The organism is Streptosporangiales bacterium (assembly GCA_009379955.1).
Lineage (GTDB): Bacteria > Actinomycetota > Actinomycetes > Streptosporangiales > WHST01 > WHST01.
In genome coordinates, this window is sequence record WHST01000002.1 from 87910 (window position 1) to 109758 (window position 21849).

18 protein-coding genes are annotated in these 21849 nt (G+C 72.6%); 11 read left to right on the top strand and 7 right to left on the bottom strand.

The features are described 5' to 3' along the window. Positions 1–11: 11 nt before the first annotated feature. Positions 12–1364 (top strand): M20/M25/M40 family metallo-hydrolase, encoded by a 1353-nt coding sequence (locus tag GEV10_01225; protein MQA77100.1) that lies wholly within the window; start codon positions 12–14, stop codon positions 1362–1364. After that, positions 1365–2594: an MFS transporter gene (locus GEV10_01230; protein ID MQA77101.1), complete on the top strand. Its 1230-nt coding sequence runs from the start codon at positions 1365–1367 to the stop codon at positions 2592–2594. An 89-nt stretch (positions 2595–2683) separates the two neighbouring features. Here GEV10_01230 and GEV10_01235 read toward each other — a convergent pair whose 3' ends face one another. Genes GEV10_01235 through GEV10_01245 form a run of 3 tightly spaced genes read right to left on the bottom strand, consistent with a single transcriptional unit; the run spans position 2684 to position 5040 of the window. Continuing rightward, positions 2684–3427, bottom strand: coding sequence for an MBL fold metallo-hydrolase (locus GEV10_01235; protein MQA77102.1), 744 nt, complete (start codon positions 3425–3427; stop codon positions 2684–2686). Positions 3428–3436: 9 nt separating this feature from the next. Continuing rightward, on the bottom strand, positions 3437–4603 hold the full coding sequence (locus GEV10_01240) for a winged helix-turn-helix domain-containing protein (GenBank protein ID MQA77103.1): 1167 nt from the start codon (positions 4601–4603) through the stop codon (positions 3437–3439). Between the two features lie 41 nt (positions 4604–4644). Further along, entirely contained in the window at positions 4645–5040 is a 396-nt protein-coding gene (locus GEV10_01245; GenBank protein MQA77104.1) for a hypothetical protein, read from the bottom strand. Between the two features lie 269 nt (positions 5041–5309). Between GEV10_01245 and secA the strand changes: the two genes are divergently transcribed. Then, positions 5310–8150 (top strand): preprotein translocase subunit SecA, encoded by a 2841-nt coding sequence (gene secA, locus GEV10_01250; protein MQA77105.1) that lies wholly within the window; start codon positions 5310–5312, stop codon positions 8148–8150. A gap of 11 nt (positions 8151–8161) precedes the next feature. On the opposite strand, the gene GEV10_01255 is transcribed toward secA, so the two are convergent. Together GEV10_01255 and GEV10_01260 are read right to left on the bottom strand one after the other, a co-directional pair. Beyond that, positions 8162–8791: a hypothetical protein gene (locus GEV10_01255; protein MQA77106.1), complete on the bottom strand. Its 630-nt coding sequence runs from the start codon at positions 8789–8791 to the stop codon at positions 8162–8164. A 22-nt stretch (positions 8792–8813) separates the two neighbouring features. Beyond that, complete coding sequence (locus GEV10_01260; protein ID MQA77107.1) at positions 8814–9500, bottom strand: hypothetical protein; 687 nt, start codon at positions 9498–9500, stop codon at positions 8814–8816. Between the two features lie 87 nt (positions 9501–9587). Between GEV10_01260 and GEV10_01265 the strand changes: the two genes are divergently transcribed. Next, entirely contained in the window at positions 9588–10163 is a 576-nt protein-coding gene (locus GEV10_01265) for a hypothetical protein (GenBank protein MQA77108.1), read from the top strand. Here the strand turns inward: GEV10_01265 and GEV10_01270 are convergent. Further along, positions 10135–10368 carry a helix-turn-helix domain-containing protein gene (locus tag GEV10_01270; protein ID MQA77109.1) on the bottom strand — a complete coding sequence of 78 codons (234 nt, stop codon included), beginning with the start codon at positions 10366–10368 and terminating at the stop codon, positions 10135–10137. The genes GEV10_01265 and GEV10_01270 overlap by 29 nt on opposite strands. Positions 10369–10835: 467 nt before the next feature. Between GEV10_01270 and GEV10_01275 the strand changes: the two genes are divergently transcribed. The 6 genes from GEV10_01275 (at position 10836) to GEV10_01300 (ending at position 16598) form a co-directional block, all read left to right on the top strand. Further along, positions 10836–11225 (top strand): hypothetical protein, encoded by a 390-nt coding sequence (locus tag GEV10_01275; protein MQA77110.1) that lies wholly within the window; start codon positions 10836–10838, stop codon positions 11223–11225. Further along, entirely contained in the window at positions 11222–12493 is a 1272-nt protein-coding gene (locus tag GEV10_01280; protein MQA77111.1) for a chromosome partitioning protein, read from the top strand. The genes GEV10_01275 and GEV10_01280 overlap by 4 nt, the downstream gene beginning before the upstream one ends. Before the next feature lie 84 nt (positions 12494–12577). Further along, positions 12578–13612, top strand: coding sequence for an SIS domain-containing protein (locus GEV10_01285; protein ID MQA77112.1), 1035 nt, complete (start codon positions 12578–12580; stop codon positions 13610–13612). Positions 13613–13678: 66 nt separating this feature from the next. Beyond that, on the top strand, positions 13679–15085 hold the full coding sequence (locus GEV10_01290; GenBank protein ID MQA77113.1) for a wax ester/triacylglycerol synthase family O-acyltransferase: 1407 nt from the start codon (positions 13679–13681) through the stop codon (positions 15083–15085). Between the two features lie 34 nt (positions 15086–15119). After that, complete coding sequence (locus tag GEV10_01295; GenBank protein MQA77114.1) at positions 15120–16094, top strand: patatin-like phospholipase family protein; 975 nt, start codon at positions 15120–15122, stop codon at positions 16092–16094. 3 nt (positions 16095–16097) lie between these two features. Next, on the top strand, positions 16098–16598 hold the full coding sequence (locus GEV10_01300) for a hypothetical protein (protein MQA77115.1): 501 nt from the start codon (positions 16098–16100) through the stop codon (positions 16596–16598). A 408-nt stretch (positions 16599–17006) separates the two neighbouring features. Here GEV10_01300 and GEV10_01305 read toward each other — a convergent pair whose 3' ends face one another. Beyond that, positions 17007–17894, bottom strand: coding sequence for a methyltransferase domain-containing protein (locus GEV10_01305; GenBank protein ID MQA77116.1), 888 nt, complete (start codon positions 17892–17894; stop codon positions 17007–17009). A 46-nt stretch (positions 17895–17940) separates the two neighbouring features. Between GEV10_01305 and hrpA the strand changes: the two genes are divergently transcribed. Continuing rightward, on the top strand, positions 17941–21777 hold the full coding sequence (gene hrpA, locus GEV10_01310) for an ATP-dependent RNA helicase HrpA (GenBank protein MQA77117.1): 3837 nt from the start codon (positions 17941–17943) through the stop codon (positions 21775–21777). The last annotated feature ends 72 nt before the right edge of the window (positions 21778–21849 follow it).

Sequence of the window (21849 nt, forward strand, 5' to 3'; positions counted from 1 at the left end):
GAGGTCGCCTCATGACCGACCTCCCCCTGCGCGAGTCCGTCCGCCACGCCATGCCCGCGGTCCGGTCCGCTCTCGAAGACCTCGTCCGCATCCCGTCGGTCTCGGCCGACCCCGGTTCGGCCGCCTCGGTGCGGGACAGCGCCGAGCGGACCGCGGAGCTGTTCCGCGAGGCGGGTGCGCCGGACGTCGAGATCCTGCAGGTGGAGGACGGGCAGCCGGCGGTCGTCGCGCGCTGGCCGGCTCCCGAGGGCATGCCGACGGTGCTGCTGTACGCGCACCACGACGTGCAACCGGTCGGCGACCGGACCGCGTGGCGCACCGACCCGTTCGAGCCCACGCTGCGCGACGGCCGGCTGTACGGGCGCGGCACGGCCGACGACAAGGCCGGGGTCGCCCTGCACCTCGCCGCGATCAAGGCGCACGGCGGGAGACCGCCGATCGGGGTGACCGTCTTCGTCGAGGGCGAGGAGGAGATCGGCAGCCCGAAGCTCGCGCCGTTCCTGGAGAAGTACCGCGACCTGCTCGCCGCCGACGTCATCGTGCTGGCCGACTCGATGAACTGGAAGGTCGGCGTCCCCGCGCTCACCGTCTCGCTGCGCGGGCTCGCCGAGTGTTTCGTCGAGGTGCGCACGCTCGCCGGAGCCGTGCACAGCGGCATGAGCGGCGGCATCGTCCCGGACGCGCTCAGCACGCTGTGCCGGGTGCTCGCCAGCCTGCACGACGACGACGGCACCGTGGCCGTCGAGGGACTGGTGTCGGACGAGAGCGACCCGCTCGACCTCACCGAGGAGCGGGTGCGCGCCGAGACCGGCGCGGTCGACGGGCTGCAACTCGTCGGCACCGGCTCGCTCACGTCCCGGATGTGGAGCAGGCCCGCGGTCTCCGTGCTGGCCGTCGACGCGCCCCGCATCGCCGACGCGGTCAACGTCCAGGTCCCCGTCGCGCGGGCGAAGGTGAGCATGCGGATCGCGCCGGGCGACGACGCCGTCCGGGCGCAGGAGGCGCTGCGCCGCCACCTCGAGACCCACGTGCCGTGGGGCGCGCAGGTCACCGTCACGCCGGGGGAGCTCGGGCAGGGGTACCGGGTCCCCGCCGACGGCCCCGCGTACGACGCCGCACGCGCGGCGTTCGGTGCGGCCTGGGGTCACCCGCCCGTCGACGTCGGCGTCGGCGGATCGATCCCGTTCCTCGCGGCGTTCAACGCCGTGTTCCCCGACGCCGCGCTCCTCGTCACCGGCGTCGAGGACCCCGACGCCGGTGCGCACGGCACGAACGAGAGCCTCCACCTGGCCGAGTTCGAGCACGCGTGCGTCGCCGAGGCGCTGCTGCTCACCGAGCTCGCGGATCGGCTGACGGAGCACTAGATGGAGAGATCGGCGACGCACGCCGCGAGGCGGACGTCGCGGGTGACTCCGTCGCGCGCGTCCTCCGTCCTGCTGCTCCTCGGGGTGCTGCTCATCGCGGCGAACCTGCGACCGACGCTGCTCAGCGTCGGCCCGTTGCTGCCGATGATCCGGGCGAGCGAGGGCCTGTCGGCGAGCGGGGCGGGCGTGCTCAACGCGCTGCCGCTCGTCGCGTTCGCCGGCACCTCGATCCTCGTGCCGCGGGCCGGCCGCCGGCTCGGCATCGAACGCGCGCTGCTCGTCGCGCTCGTCGTCCTCGCCGTCGGCACGGTGCTGCGGTCGCTGCCGTCGCTCGGTGCACTGTTCGGCGGCACGGTGGTGCTGTGCGTCGGCATCGCCGGCGCCAACGTGCTGCTGCCCAGCCTGATCAAGCGCGACTTCCCCGCGCGGGTGAGCGTGATGACCGCGTTCTACGGGGCGACGATGACGATCGTCTCCGCCGTCGCGGCGGGCGTGGCGGTGCCCCTGGCCTCGGTGCTGCCCGGCGGGTGGCGCGGCTCGCTCGCGTGCTGGGTGGTGCTGACCGCCGTCGCGATCGCCGTCTGGGCGGTCGCGGCGACCCGCGTCCCGGGACGCACCGCATCCGTCGGCGCGACATCGCCGGTGGGCATCCCGTGGCGGTCCGCGCTGGCGTGGCAGGTCACGGTGTTCATGGGCCTGCAGGCGTTCGCGTTCTACGTGCTCGTGGGCTGGCTGCCCACCCTGCTGCACAGCTACGGCATGAGCGACGAACGCGCGGGCCTGATGCTGCTGCTGTCGCAGGGCGTGAGCGTGGTGACGTACCTGCTGAGCCCGCTCGCGATACGGCGCTTCTCCGACCAGCGGTTCGTCGCGGCCGCGACGGCGCTCCTGCAGGCCGGCGGCTGGCTGGGCCTCATGCTCGCTCCCGGCCTGGCCGTCGTGTGGGTCGTCGTGCTCGGGGTGGCGCTCAGCGTCTCGATGGTCCTGGCCCTGTCGTTCTTCAGCCTCCGTGCCGCCGACCCGCACGGTGCCGCGGCCCTGTCCGGCATGGGCCAGTCGCTCGGCTACCTGCTGGCCGCGGCAGGTCCCGCGATCTTCGGGGTGCTCGGCGAGGTCACCGGCGGCTGGACGGTCCCGCTGGTCATCGTCACCGCGATCGCCGTCGGCCTCGCGACGACCGGCCTCTTCGCCGGCCGCGACCGCCAGGTGACCGGCGACCAGCCGTCCTGACCGGGCACGTCGGTCGCGGTCGCCCCCGACCCCCGCTGGGGACCCCGGTCGGGGTGCGGGCGACCGTTGGGGACCCCGGTGGGGTGCGCTCAGGCGACGTCGAGGACGAGGCCCGGTCTCGCGACGGTGATCGGGCCGTCGTAGGCGGTGGCCGCCGCGCGGCGCGCGTCGGCCGGGTCGGTGCCGGGCCACAGGTGGGTGAGGACCAGGTGGCCGACACCGGCCCGCGCGGCGTAGCCGCCGGCGTCGCGTGCGCTGCCGAGCCGTCCCGCCTCCTCGGCGGGGACGGCGTCGGTGTGCGTGGCCTCGCAGAGAAAGACGTCGGCGTCGCGGGCGAGGTCGACGACCGCGGGGCTCGGGCCGGTGTCGCCGGTGTACGCGAGCACGGAGCCCGCGACGCCGATCCGGTAGCCGTTGTCGGGCACGCTGTGCGGCAGGTCGAACGCCTCGACGTCGTACGGCCCGACGCGGCGGACGTCGCCCGCGGGGAAGTCGTGCAGCGTGTACGCGCCGGCCAGCATGCCGGGTCGGTCGAGTGCGAGCACCGCGTCGAGCGCGCCGGGCGGCGCGTACACCGGGAGTGCGGGCGGCGGGACGTCACGTAGGGCCAGTGACCGCAGCAGCGGGTTGAGGTCGGCGCAGTGGTCGGGGTGGCGGTGGGTGACGAGCACCGCGTCGACGTCGTCGGGCTGGTGGGTGCGCAGCAGCGCGGGCATCGTCGCGTACCCGGGGTCGACGAGCAGCGTGAAGTCCTCGTGCTCGACGAGGTAGCCGCTGCACGGCTGGTCGGCCGTCGGCCAGGCGCCGCAGCCGCCGAGCACGGTGAGTCTCACACCTACCTCCTAGGCGCGCTTGACGGCGAGCCGCAGCGGTTCCGCGAGGTGCGCGGGCGTGACCTGCTCGACCCGGACATCGTCGCAGCCCACCCAGCGTGCCGCCTCGCGTAACGCCGTGGCCATCGGCCCGACCGTCGACCTGCGGGCGAGCGACACCTGCCGCGCGACGACGGTGGAGTTCTCGCGTGCGGGGTCGACCCGCCCGGCGAGCTCGCCGCCGGTGAGCAGCGGCATGGCGAAGTAGCCGTGGATCCGCTTGGGCCTGGGGACGTACGCCTCGAGCCGGTGGGTGAAGTCGAAGAGCCGTTCGGTGCGGCGGCGGTCCCAGACGAGGGAGTCGAACGGCGACAGCAGGGTGGTGCGGCAGCGTCCGGTCGGGGTGTCGGCTAGCGCGTCGGGGTCGGCCCATGCGTCGACACTCCACCCCTCGACGGCGACGGGGACCAGGCCGGTGGCGGGCAGCACGGCCTCGACCTGGTCGATCCTGACCCGAACGTAGTCGGCGAGGTCGGCCTTCGCCGCGACCCCCATCGCGCGTCCGGCGCCGGCGACGAGCCGGGTGAGGCAGGTCTCGTCGTCCTCGTCGTACCGGAGCTCGGCCGGCACCGCCCGCTCGCTCAGCTCGTAGATGCGGCGCCACCCGCGCCTCTCGACGCAGACGGCGTCGCCGATGTCGAGCAGCCACTCGACCGCGATCTTGACGTCGGACCAGTCCCACCACGGCCCGCCCTTCTTGGCGCCGCCGAGGTCGGTGGCCGACAGCGGTCCCTCGGCCCGCAGCTGGGCGTGCACCTCGCGCACGGTGCGCTCGTGCACCTGGTGCCACCGGCGGCCCTTCGCGCGGCGCTCCCGCCGCCGGAACGCGTAGTGCGGCCACTCCTCGAGCGGCAGGATGCAGGCGGCGTGCGACCAGTACTCGAACGTGCGGGGCGGCTGCGCCCAGTACGCCCGCTCGACCCGGGGGCGGCCGACGGCGCCGAGGCGCGCGTACGGCACCAGCTCGTGCGAGCGCGCCAGCACCGAGATCGTGTCGAGCTGCACCGCGCCGAGACGGCGCAGGACCGCGCCGGTGTCACGCACGTCGCGGGGCCCGTAGAGGCCCTGGGCACGCAGCGCCAGCCGGCGCGCGTCGGTGCGGCTGAGGATGGCCTGCGGGCGGGGAGCCTTGCTCATGAGTCAGGAGCGTACGGACCCGCGCCGACAGTGGCCGGGGGTCAGTTGGAGGCGGCGGTGCTGTCGCGCCTGGCGGAGGTCTCCGCGGCGGCGTCGACGGGCTCGCCGCTCACGTCGGGGGCGTCGCCCGGCACGGCTGGTTCGAGCCGGTCGCGGGAACGCTCGGTGACCGTGCCGTGGATCGGGCTGACGTGGTCCTCGGCGTCGGCCTCGTGCAGCGGGTCGAGCTCGACGTCGGCGAAGATGTCGACCGCGACGGCGAAGATGCCGCCGACCACGACCACGCCCACCGAGATCCAGAAGAGCAGCCAGTTACCCAGGATGAGAGCGACTCCACCGAGGGTGAAGCCGGCGAGGATGATCACGACGGCTATCCACGACACCGCACGGCCCCGGTTGCGCTCGCCGTCCGCCATCTTCGCCTCACTCGCTCTCACGCTTGGACGCGCTCGCCTCCTCGCTCGCCTCCGGCAGGCGCCGCGACGACACCCTGCCCCGTCCGGCAGGCGTCGCGACCCCTACCTGCGGCTCGCTCGTCAGCTCCTGCGCTCACGCCGATCCTGTCCGGGCCAGTATGCCGTGTCGGGTCCGATTCCGTCCGGCGGCATGACCACTCCCGGCGAGGCGCTCTACCATGGGTCGGACGAGGGTAGTGCCGTCGGCAACTGCCCCGGCCACGCGCATGCCATCCGAGGAGTCAATTCCAGTGCCGGTACTCATCGACAAGATCCTTCGCGTAGGCGAGGGGAAGCAACAGCGAGAGCTGCGTCGGATCGCGTCGCGGGTGAACTCCATCGAGGACGATTTCACCGAGATGTCCGACGAGGAGCTCCGCGAGCAGACCGACGACTTCCGCAAGCGCTTCGAGAACGGCGAGTCCCTCGACGACCTCATCTACGAGGCGTTCGCGACGGTCCGGGAGGCCGCCAGGCGCACGCTGGGGCAGCGGCACTACGACGTCCAGCTGATGGGCGGCGCGGCGCTGCACAAGGGCAACGTCGCCGAGATGCGCACCGGTGAGGGCAAGACTCTCGTCTCCACCCTGCCGGCCTACCTCAACGCGATCGCCGGCGAGGGCGTCCACATCGTCACGGTCAACGACTACCTGGCCAAGCGCGACGCCGAGTGGATGGGCCGCGTCCACCAGTTCCTCGGCCTCGAGGTGAGCGTCGTGCACCCCGAGCTCAACCACGCCGCCCGGCGCAAGGCGTACGCCGCCGACATCACCTACGGCACCAACAGCGAGTTCGGCTTCGACTACCTGCGTGACAACATGGCCGGCTCCCTCGACGAGTGCGTGCAGCGCGGGCACTTCTTCGCCGTGGTCGACGAGGTCGACTCCATCCTCATCGACGAGGCGCGCACCCCGTTGATCATCAGCGGCGCCGCCGACCAGGCCACCAAGTGGTACGCGGAGTTCGCGAAGATCGCCCCCCGCCTCAAGCGCGAGGCCGACTACGAGATCGACGAGAAGAAGCAGACCGTCGGCATCCTCGAGACCGGCGTCGACAAGGTCGAGGACCACCTCGGCATCGAGAACCTCTACGAGGCCGGCAACTCGATGCTCGTCAGCTTCCTCAACAACGCGATCCGCGCCAAGGAGCTCTACAAGAAGGACAAGGACTACGTCGTCACCGACGGCGAGGTCCTCATCGTCGACGAGTTCACCGGTCGCATCCTCTACGGGCGCCGCTACAACGAGGGCCTGCACCAGGCGATCGAGGCGAAGGAGGGCGTGGCGATCCAGCAGGAGAACCAGACCCTCGCCACGATCACGCTGCAGAACTACTTCCGCATGTACAAGCGGCTCTCCGGCATGACCGGCACGGCCATGACCGAGGCCAACGAGTTCTGGAAGACCTACAAGCTCGGCGTCGTCCCGATCCCGACCAACAAGCCGATGATCCGCGCGGACGAGGCCGACGTCGTCTACAAGACCGAGGAGGCGAAGTTCGACGCGGTCGCCGACGACGTCGCCGACCGGCACGACGAGGGCCAGCCCGTCCTCATCGGCACCACCAGCGTGGAGAAGTCCGAGTACCTGTCCCGGTTGCTGAAGCGCCGCGGCGTCACGCACGAGGTCCTCAACGCGAAGTACCACGCCAAGGAGGCGACGATCGTCGCCAAGGCGGGACGCAAGAGTGCCGTCACCGTCGCGACCAACATGGCCGGTCGCGGTACCGACATCGTCCTCGGCGGCAACCCCGAGTTCGAGGCCGACCTCGAGCTGCACAAGAAGGGCCTGACCCCGCTCGAGACCCCCGAGGAGTACGAGGCGGAGTACACCGACGTCCTGTCGGCGTGGAAGGAGAAGGTCGCGGAGGAGCACGAGGAGGTCGTCGAGCTCGGCGGCATGTACGTCCTCGGCACCGAGCGGCACGAGTCCCGCCGCATCGACAACCAGCTGCGCGGCCGGTCCGGCCGCCAGGGCGACCCGGGCGAGTCGCGGTTCTACCTGTCGCTCGAGGACGAGCTGATGCGGCGTTTCAACGCCAACGTCGTCGACTCGGTGATGACCCGGCTGAACATCCCCGACGACGTGCCGATCGAGTCCAAGATGGTGACCCGTTCCATCCGCTCGGCGCAGACCCAGGTCGAGCAGCAGAACTTCGAGACACGCAAGAACGTCCTGAAGTACGACGAGGTCATGAACCGCCAGCGCGAGGTCATCTACTCCGAGCGCCGGCAGGTGCTCGAGGGCGCCGACCTCTCCGACCAGGTCCACGACATGATCGACGACGTCGTCGAGGCGTACGTACGCGGCGCGACCGCGGAGGGGTTCTCCGAGGACTGGGACCTCGACCAGCTCTGGACCGCCTTCAAGACCCTGTACCCGGTCAGCGTCACCCTCGACGAGCTCGAGGAGGAGTCCGGCGGACGCGAGGGGCTCGCGGCCGAGCTGATCGAGGAACGCATCAAGGAGGACGCGCACGAGGTCTACGCGCAGCGCGAGGAGGAGCTCGGCTCCGACGGCATGCGCGAACTCGAGCGCGACGTCATGATGGAGGTGCTCGACCACAAGTGGCGCGAGCACCTGTACGAGATGGACTACCTCAAGGAGGGCATCGGGCTGCGCGCGATGGCCCAGCGCGACCCGCTGATCGAGTACCAGCGGGAGGGCTTCGAGCTCTTCACGTCGATGATGGACGCCATCAAGGAGGAGTCCATCGGCGTCCTGTTCAACGTCGACCTCGAGCAGCGCGTGGCGTTGAAGGCGGCCAGGGCGGCGGCGAAGGCGGACGCCGAGGCCGACTCCGATGCCGAGGCCGTGACCGGCGGCGGTGTGGGCGATGACGAGGCGGCGGACGAGAAGCCGGCTCGTCCGGCCGTCCAGGCCAAGGGTTTCACCGGTTCGAAGAAGCCGCAGCGGCTCTCGTACTCGGCGCCCAGCCTCGACGGCGACGGTGACAGCGAGGCCGGCCGCACCAAGGCGGCCACGGCGACGGACGACGACGAGTTCGCCGGCACCTCACGCAACGCGCCGTGCCCGTGCGGCTCGGGCCGCAAGTTCAAGCGCTGCCACGGCGACCCGCGAAACCGCGAGTAGCCCCGGGTCGGTCAGGCGAGCTCGAACGCGGTGCAGCGCCAGCGGCCGCGCCACGGCTCGAGTCGCAGCGCGACCGCGCGGACACGGTCACCGCGCCGGACGAGTGCGCAGGCCTCGGCGACCGTCGGCGTCGGGCGGGAGACGCGCACCGACCTCACGTGCACCGGCGGGCGTGGCGTCAGGTCGACGGTGGGCCGGGTGCGGGCGAGGGTGAGTGCCCGCTCGGTGACGGCCTCGTAGACGCCGTCGGACGTCCACGGCAGCAGCTGTCCGTGCGGCCGCAGACCAGTGAGCGCCTCGAGGAGCGCCTGCGCCAGCCGGCCGATCCACGGCCGGTGGAGCTCGGGCAGCGGACCGTCCGACTCGTCGTCGTCCGGGTCGTCGACCGGCACCTCGTGCGTCAGGTCGGCCTGCGGATCGGAGACCAGGCGGAGGGGCACGGGTCGGCGACGCGGTGCGGGCTCCGGCTGCGGCCGGGTGACGACGGGCGGCGCGATCGCCGGGGACGCGAGGGCGAGCGAGCCCTGCAGCCACGCGGCGGCGGTCGGGAGTGCGGGCACGTGCGCAGCCTCGTCGTCGTACGGCGGCTCGCTGTGCGGTGTCGGGAGGCGGTGCAACCGGGTCGGCGTACACGTGGTCATCTCGGGCTCCTCGGGAAGGTCGTCAGGACGCGGGTGCGCGCAGGCGCTGGCCGGGATGGATCAGGTCCGGGTCGGCGCCGACGACGCCGCGGTTGGCCGCGTACCACCGCGGCCATGCGCGGGCCACCTCCGCGGAGGACGGTCGGCCGGGCAGCTGCGCGGCCGCGAGGGACCAGAGGGAGTCGCCCCGCCGGACGACGACGGTCTGCGCGCGCTCGTGCGGGCGGCGCTTCTTCGGCGTGGTGACGGGGCGGTCGGGTGACGGCAGGCGTTCCTTCGCCGCCACACCGGGACCGGTGGCGGCGGTCCCGGCGCCGAGCGCGGGACCCGAGGCGGCCTGCGCGGAGTGGCCCGTCGTCGCGGTGACCGCGAGGGTCGCGCCGAGCGTGGCCTCGAGCAGCCGGCGGACCAGGGCGGGGGTCACGCGGCGGGCGAGTGCGGCGGCGCACCGCCCGAGGGCGCCCGGCAGCCGGCCGAGCAGGCAGAGCAGGAGGCAGCCCGCGAACCACGTCACGACGAGCCAGGCAGCGGTCGCGGTGGCGGCCGCGAGCGCGGACTCGTAGTCGAGGTGGCCGCCGCGGGCGATCAGGGCGAACGGCTCGGCGGACGCCCAGGCGAGCGCGCCGGTGAGCGCACCGACGCCGCCGAGCAGTGCCGCGAGGCGCCAGATCGCACCATGGAACCGGACGTTTGCACGCCGAACAGTCATGTTGACCCCTGAATCATATGTTTAGCTATGTTTGCTTTCATACGCCTCCACTGAGCCACGGTCAAGTGGGTGGTGCAGAATTCGTCCATGCGATGGGAGCGGCTCTTCGCCGACCTGGAGACCGAGCTCGCCGCCGCCGAGGCGGCCGAGCGCGACGTCGAGGTGGCGGAGCGCACCAGGGCCGAGGTGGCGAAGCTGCGCCTCGTCGACCGCCTGCGGGTGGCCGGCGAGGCGTCACTGACGGTCGAGCTCGCGGGCGTCGGGTCGTGGGCGGGCCGGGTCGTCGACACCGGTCCCGACTGGGTGCTGCTGCGCGGCGACCCGCGAGGCGACGCGCTGGTGGCGCTCGACGCGGTGCGCACCGTGAGCGGCCTGCCGCCGCGCTCGGCCGTGCCGGGCAGCGAGGGCCGGGTGGCCGAGCGCTTCCGCATCGGCGCCGTGCTGCGCGGCGTCGCGCGCGACCGGGCAGGCGTGCAGGTGTGGGTGCGTGACGGCCGCACGCACGCCGGCACGGTCGACCGGGTGGGCGCCGACTACCTCGAGCTGGCCGAGCACGAGCCCGACCTGCCACGACGCACGGCGGCGGTGCGCGGCGTGTGCCTGGTGCCGTTCGCCGCGCTGGCCGCGGTCGTCGTCAGTCCGCAGGTTCCTCGTCACCGGTGAACGGGTGGGCGCGGATGAACCGCTGGGTCTCGCTGTACTTCTGCTGGATGTAGTCCTCCAGCGCCTGCGCCTCGACCCGCCACTGCCCGCGGCCGCCGACCTTGATGGCCGGCAGCTCCCCGTTGCGCACCAGTGCGTACGCCTGCGACGCCGAGATGTTGAGCTCGTCGGCGACGTCGGACAGCCGGAGGAACCGCGGTGGCATGGCCGCAGTCTCCCACGACGACGCACCCCCGGAGCGGAGCCTCGGCGGATCTGGGGACAACCCGCCCGTCCGCCGGCCGGTTGTGCACAGCCACTTGGCTCCGGCGGTGGCCGTGGTGCAGCATGTCCGGCACTGCCACGAACTGTCGTGGAGGGGGAACGGATGAGCGGGGCAGCGAGATGACGACCGAGGGCATGCCGCCGGCCGCGCGGGTGCGTGGTCCGCGCTGGAAGGACGCCCGGTTGATCGTCGGGCTGCTGCTCGTGCTGGTGTCCGTCGCGGTCGGGGTGCAGGTGTTCCGCACCGCCGACCGCACGACGGCGGTGTGGGCGGCAGCGCGCGACCTCGACTCCGGTGCGGTCCTCGCCGCCGGCGACCTCGTCCAGCGCCGCGCCCGCCTGCTCGAGAGCACGTCGAAGTACGTCTCCGGCGCCCGGCCCCCGGTGGGCTACGTCGTCGTCCGTCCCGTGGGCGACGGTGAGCTGGTGCCGCGCGGCGCGCTCGTCACCCCGAGCAGGGCCCAGGAGCGGCGGTTGGTGACGGTGCCGGTGAGCCGCGGCCACCTGCCGGCCGGGCTCGCGGCGGGGCAGCGGGTCGACGTCTACGTCACGCCGACGAGCCGGGGCGGTGACACCGAGCCGGCCGCGCTCGTCGCGGCCGCGGCCGTCGTCGCCAGTGTGGGCGACTCCGGCGGGCGGCTCGGGTCGGCCGCCGGCGACGTCAGCGTGGTGCTGTCCGTGCCACCCGACCTGGTGCCCGGGCTCGTCGACGCCGTACGCCACGGCGAGGCCGACCTCGTCCGCATCCCACTCGGCAGCACGGCCACGGCGACGCCGCAGGGGAGCGGGAGCCCGTGAGCATCCCGGTGGTCACCGCGATCGCCGACACCCGCGCCGAGGCCGTCCTCGTCGCGACGCTCGACAAGGGAGACCGGTCGCTGCAGGTGGTCAGGCGGTGCGTCGACGTCGCCGACCTCGTCGCCACCGCGCAGGCGGGACTCGCTCGCGCGGCCCTGGTGTCCGCGGGTCTGCGCCGGCTCGACCGCGACGTGCTGGCGCGCCTCGCGGGCGCCGGCGTCGCCGTCGTCGGCGTCGTGCCTCCCGACGACGAGGCGGCCGAGCGCAGGCTGCGCCAGCTGGGCCTGACCGTCGTCGCGACGCTCGACGCCGACTCCGCCAGGCTGCACGCGGCGGTGCGCGAGGCACTGGCCGGTCGGCCCGCGGTCACCGACCCGTGGCCCGCGCGCGGGGAGCGTCCGGCGGGCGACACCGCCGCCCCGCTCGACGCCGGCGAGCCGGTCGACGGCCGCCTGGTCGCGGTCTGGGGACCCACCGGCGCGCCCAGCCGCACCTCGGTCGCGGCGGGCGTCGCGGGCGAGCTCGCCGAGCTCGGCGTCGGCACCCTGCTCATCGACGCCGACACCTACGGCGGCGCGGTGGCCCAGCTGCTCGGCCTGCTCGACGAGGCGCCGGGCCTCGCCGCCGTCGCGAGGCAGGCCAACGTCGGAGCCCTCGACGCCGCGGGCCTGCGGGCCGCGGCCAGGCGCGTCCACCCGCACCTGGGCGTGCTGACCGGACTCACCCGCGCCGACCGGTGGCCCGAGCTCGGCGCGGCCGCGCTCGACCGGGTCTGGGAGCTCGCGCGCACGGTCGTGCCGTACACGGTCGTCGACTGCGGCTTCTCGCTCGAGGAGGACGAGGAGCTCAGCTACGACACCACCGCGCCGCGGCGCAACGCCGCCACGATCTCCGCGCTCACCGCCGCGGACGACGTCGTCGCCTGCTGCGCCGCCGACGCGCTCGGCGTCCAGCGGTTCGTCCGCGGGTACGCCGAGCTGCGCGAGCTGGTGCCCGACACCCGGGTCCACGTGGTGTGCACGCGGGTCCGTCCCGGGCCGGTCGGTCCGCGTCCCGAGGCGCAGGTGGCGTCCGCGCTCGAGCGCTACGCCGGTGTCCGACCCGCCGCGATGGTCCCGGACGACCGCGCCGGCTACGACAAGGCGCTGGCCCGCGGCCGGTCGCTGATCGACGTCGCCCCCCGGTCGCCCGCGCGGGCGGCGTTGCGCACGTTCGCCGCCACTCTCGCCCGGACCGAACCCGTGAGGGGCACCCTCACCGTGCCATGACACGGTGAGGGTGCCACTCACGGGGCCAGCGCCCGGACGCGACCGACGCTCGTCGCCGCCCGTACGCTCACCGCCATGACGGTGATGCGTGAGGAGATCGCAGAACAGCCCGAGGCGTTGCGCCGCACGCTCGAGGCGGTGCTGCCCGAGGTGCCTGCGCTGGCGAGGCTCGGTGCCGAGACGCGGCAGGTGCTGTTCATCGCCCGCGGCTCCTCCGACAACGCGGCGGTGTACGGCAGGTACCTGGTCGAGGTGGGCGCGGGGCGCCTCGCGACGTTGAGCTCGCCGTCGGTCGCCACGACGTACGGCAGGCGCATCGACCTCGACGGCGTGCTCGCGGTGGCGCTGTCGCAGTCGGGACGCACCGAGGAGATCGTCGAGACGCTCGCGTGGGCGGCCGACTGCGGTGCCCGCACGGTGGCCGTGACCAACGAGGAGCACTCGCCGCTCGCGGCGTCGGCGGAGGTCGCCCTGCTCACCAGGGCGGGGGTCGAGCGGGCCGTGCCCGCGACGAAGACCTACACGACACAGCTCGCCGCCCTCGCCGTGCTCGGGCTCGCCCTCCGCGGCGACGACCCCGCGTTCCGCGAGGCGCTGCACCGGGTGCCCGACGCGGTGGCGGCCGTCATCGACCCGCACGACGGCGTCGCCGAGCTGGCCGGTCGGCTCACCGAGATCGACGGGCTCGTCGTCTCCGGACGCGGGTACGCCTACTCGACGGCTTTGGAGCTTGCGCTGAAGTTCAAGGAGGCCTGCTACGTCTCCGCCGAGGGACTCTCGTACGCCGACCTGCTGCACGGACCCATCGCCGTGCTCGACGGCGACACCCCGGTGCTGCTCGTCGCGCCGGGCGAGGGGCCGGTGCTGGCCGGCATGACGGCGCTCGCGCACCGGGCCCGCGCGCTCGCCTCGCCGGCGTACGTCATCGGCGGCGACGCCGGGCTCGTCGCGGCCTGCGACGCCCATGTGCCGGGGCCCGACCTGCCCGAGTACCTCGCCCCCATCGGCCTCGTGGTGCCCGGGCAGCTGCTCGTGGAGTCGGTCGCCCTGCGCATGGGCATCGACCCGGACGCTCCCCGCGGCCTGCACAAGGTCACCCAGACCGACGGCGCGTCCTAGCAGACCCGCCCGTGCGAGCATGAGGACGTACGCTGCACTGCTGACGCGCGCCCTGCGGAGGTGGTCGTGCCCGAACGGTTGAGTCCACTCGACGTGTCGTTCCTCTACATGGAGGAGCAGACCACGCCGATGCACGTCGGCACCCTCGCGCTCTTCGACGGCGACGACGCGTTCGACCTCGAACACCTCACCGGCCTGATCGAGCGGCGGATCGCGCGGGTGCCGCGCTACCGCCAGCGGGTGCGGCCGGTGCCCGGACGGCTCGCCAACCCGGTGTGGGTCGACGACCCGCACTTCGACGTCAACTACCACGTACGGCAGTCGGTGCTGCCGCGTCCCGGCACCGACGCGCAGCTGCGCGAGCTGGTCGGGCGGGTGATGAGCAGGCCGCTCGACCGCAACCGCCCGCTGTGGGAGATGTACCTCGTCGAGGGCATGGAGGAGAACCGGTTCGCGATCCTCAGCAAGACCCACCAGGCGCTCGTCGACGGCGTCACGACGGTCGAGATCGGGCAGGTGATCCTCGACGCGGAGGCGGCCGACCCGGTGGGGGAGCCGGAGCCCGAGTCGTGGCACGCGGGCCCGGAGCCGACCTGGCTCGATCTCGTCGGCGACGCCGCTGCCGGTGCGGTCAGGCGTCCGTCCATGGTGGCCGACACCGTCCGCAGCGCGGTCGGTGACATGCGGTCGGTCGCCGAACGCGCCTGGGACGCCGCGAGCGGCGTGTTCGCGGTGGCGACGACGGCCGTACGCCCGGCGCCCCCGTCGCCGCTGAACGGTGTCATCGGCAGCCACCGCCGCTACGCGACCGCGTCGACCGATCTGGAGGACTACCGGCGCATCCGCGACTCGCGGGAGATGCGCAGGGAGAGCACGGTCAACGACGTCGTCCTCGCAGTCGTGGCCGGTGCGCTGCGGGAGTGGCTGCTGATGCGCGGCGAGCCCGTCGCGCCGCAGACGACCGTCCGCGCGCTGGTCCCGGTGAGCGTGCGCGAGGACGAGCAGACCGGCCAGACCAAGAACGCCATCACGACCTACCTCGTCGACCTGCCCGTCGGCGAGAACAACCCGCTGATGCGGCTGCACCAGGTGACCTACGCGATGCGCGCGCACAAGGAGTCGGGCCAGGCGGTCGGCGCCAACACGCTCATCGCGCTGTCGGGCTTCTCGCCGACGACGCTGCACTCGGTCGCGGCCCGCACGGCGAGCGGGCTCTCGCGCCGGCTGTTCAACCTCGTCGTGACCAACGTGCCCGGCCCGCAGGTCCCGCTGTACGCGGGGGAGAGCCGCATGCTCGAGGCCTACCCCGTCGTGCCGCTCGCGAAGGGCCAGGCCGTCAGCATCGGGCTCACGTCGTACGACGGCAACGTCTACTTCGGCCTCAACGCCGACCGCGACCTGTTGCCGGACGTCGACCTGCTCGCCGACTGCCTCGTCGACTCCCTGACGGAGCTGGTCGAGACGGTCAAGTGATCATGGTGCTATCCGACAGGGGGGAGTGAACGCGATGACCTCGCCGGGGGACGGCAGGACAGGTCTCGTGCTGGGTGCCGGCGGCGTGCTCGGCGCCGCATGGCTGATCGGCGCGCTGCGGGCGTTCGAGGAGGTCACCGGCTTCGACCCGCGCACGGCCGACCGGCTGCTCGGTACGTCCGCGGGGTCGATCCTGGTCGCGGCGCTGGGTGCGGGCGTCGACACGAACGGGCTGCTCCACCACCAGTTCGGGATCATCACCGAGGGCGCGCCGCAGATCGACTTCGACCCCGACACCGACAGCGGCGGCAAGCTGCCGCCCTGGCCGAAGCCGGGCATCGGGTCGCGGGAGCTGCTGTTCAAGAGCTGGCGGCATCCCCGGCAGGTGCACCCGCAGGTCGCGCTCTACTCCGTCGTCCCCGAGGGGCGCGGCGACCTCCAGCCCGTCGGACGCCTCGTCGACTCGGTGAACGAGGGGGAATGGTCGCCGCACCCGAGCTGCTGGGTCGTCGCGGTCGACTACGAGGAGGGCAGGCGCACCGTGTTCGGGCGCGACGGCGCTCCCGAGGCGCGGCTGCGCGACGCGGTGATGGCCTCGTGTGCGGTGCCCGGCTGGTACCACCCGGTCACCATCGGCGGGCGCCGGTACGTCGACGGCGGCGTGCGTTCGTCGACGTCGGCCGAGCTGCTCGCGAAGCTCGACCTCGACCGCGTCTACGTGTTCGCGCCGATGGCGTCGTACGAGCTCGACCAGCCCAAGTCGGTCGGCACGGCGTTCGAGCGCGGCGTGCGCCGCTACGTCACCCGCGGCCTCACCGCGGAGGTGGAGCGGTTGCGCGCGGCGGGTATCGCGGTCGAGGTGTTCACGCCGGGTCCCGCCGACCTCGAGGTGATCGGCCCGAACCTGATGAACCCCCTGCGTCGCACCGACGTGCTCGAGACCTCGTTGCGCACGATGACGGAACGCCTCGAAGCCGCGCAGTACGTCGACGTCGACGGTAGGAGCTGACAGATGCGGATCTACCTTCCCTCAACGCTGCCCCGCTTGGCTGCAGCGGCGCGGGCGGAACGCGTCGAGCCCGCGCCGGTCGTCGCGTACGCCGTCACCCCTGCACTGCGCGAGTCGTACGCCGAGGGCGATCTCGAGGAGCTCGAGTACGCCGCGCTGACGGCCGCCGCGCGGCAGTCGTTGCGGATGCTCGCCGACGACCCGGCCGCGCCGCGGCGCCGGGTCGTGCTCGCGGCGGACGTGCCCGACCACGCGACCGATCCCGCGGGTGACCTCACGAGCGACCCCGCCGCGGTACGGCTCGCCGCCGCCGTCCCGTACGACGCCGTGGTGTCGGCGCACGTCGACGACGACCTGGCGCTGGAGGACGTCGCCGCGGCCGCCGAGGCGCTGCCGGCCGCCGCCGCAGGCGACGACGACGCCGCGTTCACCGTCGACGGCGCGGAAGCCCATGAGCTCGCCTGGTACGCGGTTCAGGAGATCCCCGACCTGCTGGCGGTCTGACCGCACTTCTCAGAGCTTCACCTCACGGAGTTGGACTTCACCTCGTTCCGGCACTGGGTGAAGTCCACGTTGATCATGTGAACCACGGGAGGACCCTGGCGGGCCATCCCCCACGGGTGAAAGGTGTCTACCCCGGCTGGGGTCCCCAGCGGCGGCGACTGGTCACGTCCCGTTGAGGTGAAAGCGCTGCTGGACATCGTGATTCGGGGGTTCCCGTCGCCTGCAGCATGTGCGAACCCCCGACTCGCGATGTCACCACCACGGCACGCCCGCTGGGGTCGTGCCGGGACCCGTGAGGGGCACCCTCACCGTGCCTGGGCACGGCGAGGGTGCCGCTCACGGCGTGCCTGGTCGCCGCCCTATTTTCGAATGAACGTGATCAACGGTGCGCTGGTATTCCTGGCATCGTCATGGCGACGGGCGCACACCCCAGAGGTAGGTGACGGCTCGGCGCCGCCGCCTTGTCCCCTGCTCGGCCTGGGGTCGCAGCCAGTCGGTCAGGCGTTCCACCTGCGCCGGGGACAGAGCCTGCTGCACGGCCTCGGCCATCGTGGGGATCCGGGGATTCCCCGCGATGTGCGCGGCGGTCTCCCAACGGGTCGGCTCGGCCCGGTAGATGTCGACCTGATACCGCAGGTGCACGGGCTCGAATCCAGCCCGCTCCGCCAAGCGCACCAGGTCTCGTTCGTCGAAGTCCAGCATGGGATCCGACTCGGGTGGCTGGATGGCGTCGTACACCGCCTTGACCTTGGCGGCGAGGTCGACCACTGGCTCGACGTCATAGCCGGCGAAGCAGCCAGTCCCCTCGTCATTGATGAATCGGTTGATCGGCTCGAACAGCGACAGCCGACCGCCAGGTCGCAGCACGCGGAAGAACTCTGCGAACGCCGACGCCTTGTCGGATTCGTAGATGAGTACCGACCGCAACGTGACAGCGTCGACGGTGGCATCGCCGATCGTCCTCAAGTCGCTTGCCCGCGTCTGCACGAACTCGCACCGCGCCGCGATCCCGAGCCGATCAGCCCTCTCTTCGCAGAGGCTCAGCAGGTCCGCGGAGATGTCCGCGAAGATCACCGACCCCGCAGTGCCGACTCGCTCGGCCGCGGCGAAGGCGATGAGCCCGTCCCCGCAGCCCACGTCGAGCACCGTGTCACCTGGCGCCGGGGCCGCGTTGGAGACGACCTGGTCGCGAATCGGACCGAGGAATTCCATGGTGCGTCGCAGCGATTCCGCGTTGCCGCCGTGACGGCGAGACGCCAGCCACACCGACCACTCGTCCTGCCCGGCCTCGGCCATCGTGTCCCCTTCAGCCCCGATGTGGACTGTACTGGTCCCATGACGAGTGGCATGTCGTCGTCTTCGCCCGCCCCTACCGAGAAGAACTCCCGGCAGGGGCGGGCGCGTACCTCGTATCCTGCAGAGCGTGTCCGGTGGGGTGAACGACGAGGAGCGGATCGCGCGGCGACGCGCGGCGGTCCCGGCGATCTCGTACCCCGAGCAGCTGCCGGTCAGTCAGCGCAGGGACGACCTGCTGGCGGCGATCCGCGACCACCAGGTCGTGATCGTGGCCGGGGAGACGGGATCCGGCAAGACCACGCAGCTGCCGAAGATCTGCCTGGAGCTCGGCCGCGGCGTGCTCGGCACCATCGGCCACACCCAGCCACGCAGGCTCGCGGCCCGGACGGTCGCCGAACGCGTCGCGGAGGAGCTCGGCACCGAGGTCGGCCAGGTGGTCGGGTGGAAGGTGCGCTTCACCGACAGGGTCGGCGACGAGACGCTCGTGAAGCTGATGACCGACGGCATCCTGCTGACCGAGATCCAGCACGACCGCCTGCTGCGGCAATACGACACGCTCATCATCGACGAGGCGCACGAACGCAGCCTCAACATCGACTTCATCCTCGGCTACGTCAAGCGACTGCTGCCCCGGCGCCCCGACCTCAAGGTGATCATCACCTCGGCCACCATCGACCCGCAGCGGTTCTCGAAGCACTTCGATGACGCGCCCGTGGTCGAGGTCTCCGGCCGCACGTACCCGGTCGAGGTGCGCTACCGACCGGTCGTCGAGGACGCGGAGAACGCCGACCGTGACCAGACGCAGGCGATCCTCGACGCCGTCGACGAGCTCTACACCGAGACCGACGGCGGCGACATCCTCGTGTTCCTCAGCGGCGAGCGCGAGATCCGCGACACCGCCGACGCGCTGGAGAAGCACCTCGAACGCCAGGTGATCCCGGTCGAGGTGCTGCCGCTGTACGCGCGGTTGTCGTCGGCCGAGCAGCACAAGGTGTTCCAGCGGCACGGCAACCGCAGGATCGTGCTGGCGACCAACGTCGCCGAGACGTCGCTCACCGTCCCCGGCATCGAGTACGTCGTCGATCCCGGCACCGCCCGCATCTCCAGGTACAGCCACCGCACCAAGGTGCAGCGGCTGCCCATCGAGGCGATCTCGCAGGCGTCCGCGAACCAGCGCAAGGGTCGCTGCGGCCGCGTCGCCGACGGCATCTGCATCCGGCTCTACACCGAGGACGACTTCCTCGCGCGGCCCGAGTTCACCGACCCCGAGATCCTGCGCACCAGCCTCGCGTCGGTGATCCTGCAGATGTACGCCGCGGGGCTCGGCGAGGTCGCCGACTTCCCGTTTCTCGACCCGCCCGACAGGCGCAGTGTCGCCGCGGGCGTGCAGTTGCTCGAGGAGCTCGGCGCGCTGCTGCCCAAGGCGAAGAACGTGCGCAAGCGCCTCACCGACCTCGGCCGCACGCTCGCGAGGCTCCCGGTCGACCCGCGGCTCGCGCGCATGGTGATCGAGGCCGACCGCAACGGCTGCGTGCGCGAGGTCACCGTCATCGCCGCGGCACTGTCGATCCAGGACCCGCGCGAACGTCCCGCCGAGAAGCAGCAGCAGGCCGACGAGGCGCACCGCAGGTTCGCCGACGACGACTCCGACTTCGCCGCGTACCTCAACCTCTGGACGTACCTGCGCGACAGGCAGCGCGAGCTGTCGTCGAACCAGTTCCGCCGGCTGTGCAGGAACGAGTACCTCAACTACCTCAGGGTGCGGGAGTGGCAGGACGTCGAGGGCCAGCTGCGGCAGATCGCCAAGGGTCTCGGCATCACCACGCGCAAGGCACCCGCCGACGCCGAGCGCATCCACCGGTCGGTGCTCGCGGGCCTGCTGTCGCATATCGGCCTGCGCGACCCGGACAAGCGCGACTACCTCGGTGCCCGCGGCAGCAGGTTCGCGATCTTCCCCGGCTCCGGCCTGTTCAAGAAGAACCCGCAGTGGGTCATGGCCGCCGAGCTCGTCGAGACGTCGCGGCTGTGGGCGCGCGGCGTCGCGCGCGTCGACCCCGCCTGGGTCGAGTCGCTCGCCGCGCACCTGGTGAAGCGCAGCTACAGCGAACCGCACTGGGAGAAGAAGCAGGGCGCGGCGATGGCGTACGAGCGCGTCACGCTGTACGGCATCCCGATCGTCTCCCAGCGCAAGGTGCAGTACGGCAGGATCGACCCCGAGCTGAGCCGGGAGCTGTTCCTGCGGCACGCGCTCGTCGAGGGCGACTGGGAGACCCACCACGCGTTCTTCCACGCCAACCGGCGGCTGCTCGACGAGGCCGAGGACCTCGAACGCCGTGCCCGCCGCCGCGGCATCGTCGTCGACGACGACGCGCTGTTCGCGTTCTACGACGCGCGCGTCGACGCGGGCGTCATCTCCGCGCGGCACTTCGACAGCTGGTGGAAGAAGGTGAAGCGGCAGCAGCCCGACCTGCTCGACTTCGACCCGGCGGCGCTGGTCAACGACGGCGCCGACGCCGTGAACGAGGAGGACTACCCCGACACCTGGTGGCAGGGCGACCTGGCGCTCCCGCTGGTGTACGAGTTCGACCCTGGCGCGCACGCAGACGGTGTCACGGTCCGCATCCCGCTCGCCGCGCTCAACCAGGTCGACGCCGACGAGCTCGGCTGGCAGGTGCCCGGCCTGCGCGAGGAGCTCGCGACCGCGCTGATCCGCGCCCTGCCGAAGGCGGTCCGGCGCCACTTCGCGCCCGCGCCCGACCACGCGCGCGCCGCGCTCGCCGAGCTGGAGCCGCGCCGCGGCTCGCTGCTCGACGGCCTCGCGCACGAGCTGCGCCGCCGCACCGGCGAGCAGGTGCCACGCGACGCGTGGCAGCCCGACCGGGTGCCCGACCACCTGCGCGTGACGTTCCTCGTCCACGACGAGAGCGGGCGCACTCTCGCCGAGGGCAAGGACCTCGACGAGCTGCGGCGCCGGCTGCGGACCGAGATGCGCGAGACGATCGCCGCCGCAGCCAAGGACGTCGAGCGTCCTGCCCTGCGCACCTGGGACGTGGGCACCCTGCCCCGGTCCCGCGAGGAGGAGCGCGACGGTTACGTCGTGCGCGCGTACCCGGCGCTGGTCGACGAGGGCGACAGCGTCGCCGTCCGACTGCTCGAGACGGAGGCGGAGCAGCGCCGCGCGATGTGGGCGGGCACCAGGCGACTGCTGCTGCTCGACCTCCCCGCGCCGGTCAAGGTCGTCGACGGCCGGCTCACCACCGCGGCGAAGCTCGCCCTCAGCCACAACCCGCACGGCAGCATCGGCGCGCTGCTGCGCGACTGCGCCGAGTGCGCGGTCGACGCGCTGATGACGGATGCCGGCGGCACCGTCTGGGACGAGGCCGGGTACGCCCGGCTGCGCGACGCCGTGCGTCCCGAGTACGCCGACACCGTGACCGCGATCGTCGGGCACGTCGAGCACATCCTCGCCGCCTCGCACGAGGTCGAGGCGCGCCTCTCCGACGTGCCCGACGCATGGGCGCAGGCGCGCGACGACATGCGCACGCAGCTCGCCGGACTCGTGTACCCAGGCTTCGTCACCACCACCGGCCTCCGTCGCCTGCCCGACGTCGTGCGCTACCTGCGGGGGATCGCTCGACGGCTCGACCGGCTTCCCGCCGATCCCGCGCGCGACCTCGACCGGCAGCGCGCCGTCGAGCTGGTCACCAAGGCGTACGACGAGACGCGACGCTCGGCGCCGTCGGACGGCTCGGCCGACGAGACGCTCACCCGCGTCCGCTGGATGATCGAGGAGCTGCGGATCAGCCACTTCGCGCAGGTGCTCGGCACCGCGCACCCGGTGTCCGAGACGAGGATCTACCGCGTGCTCGACGCCGCGCTCTGAACCGCTCTCCGAAACTCACGCCGAACATCCGGTTAACGGAAACTGAACCGCGCTGAGACATTGTCGGCGAAG

Bases quoted from the DNA above. Each gene is read 5' to 3' on its own strand.
- GEV10_01270 (MQA77109.1), bottom strand. From the start codon at position 10,368: ATGCCACCGCGGTTCCTCCGGCTGTCCGACGTCGCCGACGAGCTCAAC.
- GEV10_01255 (MQA77106.1), bottom strand. From the start codon at position 8,791: ATGACCACGTGTACGCCGACCCGGTTGCACCGCCTCCCGACACCGCAC.
- GEV10_01240 (MQA77103.1), bottom strand. From the start codon at position 4,603: ATGAGCAAGGCTCCCCGCCCGCAGGCCATCCTCAGCCGCACCGACGCG.
- GEV10_01305 (MQA77116.1), bottom strand. From the start codon at position 17,894: ATGGCCGAGGCCGGGCAGGACGAGTGGTCGGTGTGGCTGGCGTCTCGC.
- GEV10_01300 (MQA77115.1), top strand. From the start codon at position 16,098: ATGCGGATCTACCTTCCCTCAACGCTGCCCCGCTTGGCTGCAGCGGCG.
- GEV10_01260 (MQA77107.1), bottom strand. From the start codon at position 9,500: ATGACTGTTCGGCGTGCAAACGTCCGGTTCCATGGTGCGATCTGGCGC.
- GEV10_01265 (MQA77108.1), top strand. From the start codon at position 9,588: ATGCGATGGGAGCGGCTCTTCGCCGACCTGGAGACCGAGCTCGCCGCC.
- GEV10_01230 (MQA77101.1), top strand. From the start codon at position 1,365: ATGGAGAGATCGGCGACGCACGCCGCGAGGCGGACGTCGCGGGTGACT.
- GEV10_01295 (MQA77114.1), top strand. From the start codon at position 15,120: ATGACCTCGCCGGGGGACGGCAGGACAGGTCTCGTGCTGGGTGCCGGC.
- GEV10_01225 (MQA77100.1), top strand. From the start codon at position 12: ATGACCGACCTCCCCCTGCGCGAGTCCGTCCGCCACGCCATGCCCGCG.
- GEV10_01285 (MQA77112.1), top strand. From the start codon at position 12,578: ATGCGTGAGGAGATCGCAGAACAGCCCGAGGCGTTGCGCCGCACGCTC.